Annotated in this window: 1 protein-coding gene; it reads right to left on the reverse strand. The window is 74.1% G+C overall.

The genetic code is table 11. The annotated features are described in order from the left end of the window. The coding region (locus AX685_RS20885; protein ID WP_197418480.1) for an RcnB family protein at window positions 1-663 on the reverse strand (663 nt) is incomplete at both ends.

The following is a 663-nucleotide window of genomic DNA, read 5'->3' on the forward strand; positions in this document are numbered from 1 at the left end:
GGGATAGGGGGCGTAGGCGGGGTAGTCGGCTGGCGGCGAGCCGTAATAGGTCGTCCCCGAATAGGTCGTGCCTGCATAATCGCCGCCATAGCTGCCCTGCTGATAGGCGACGACCGGTGGCGGCGGCGCACCCGGTCCACCGGCGCCCGGCGGCGGGGGATAGCCGGCACCGGGGGGCGGATAGCCCGCACCCGGTGGCGGCGCGACCGGGACGCGCCCCGCGCGGTCCGCCTTGTCGATCGCCATGCCGGCCAGCGCGCCCGCGCCCGCGCCCAGCAAGGTGCCGCCCAGCCGGTTGCCCGATCCTGCGATCACATTGCCCGCGACGCCGCCGACCACCGCACCGATGGCGGCGCCGCCCAGCCCGCCGTCGGCATCGCGCGTCGGATAGGGGAGCCGCGGGTAGCCGTCACTCGCCACATCCGCGCCATAGCCGCCATATCCCGCGTCGCCGCGCGACCAGTCGATCCCGCCGACGCTGTCGTACACCGTCCCGCGCGGGTCGATCAGCACCGCATCGTCATAGTAACGCGACCAGGTATAGCCATAGGGCGGCTGGCGCAGGCCATAGGCCTGCCAGTCGTTGATGTGCCAGCCCGGCGCGACCCAATAGCCCGGCAGCGCCCAGCCGCGCACCGGGCGGCGATACGCGCCCCAGCCCCC

The sequence above is a fragment of the Sphingomonas sp. CCH9-F2 genome, from assembly GCF_001556735.1.
Lineage (GTDB): Bacteria > Pseudomonadota > Alphaproteobacteria > Sphingomonadales > Sphingomonadaceae > Sphingomonas > Sphingomonas ginsenosidimutans.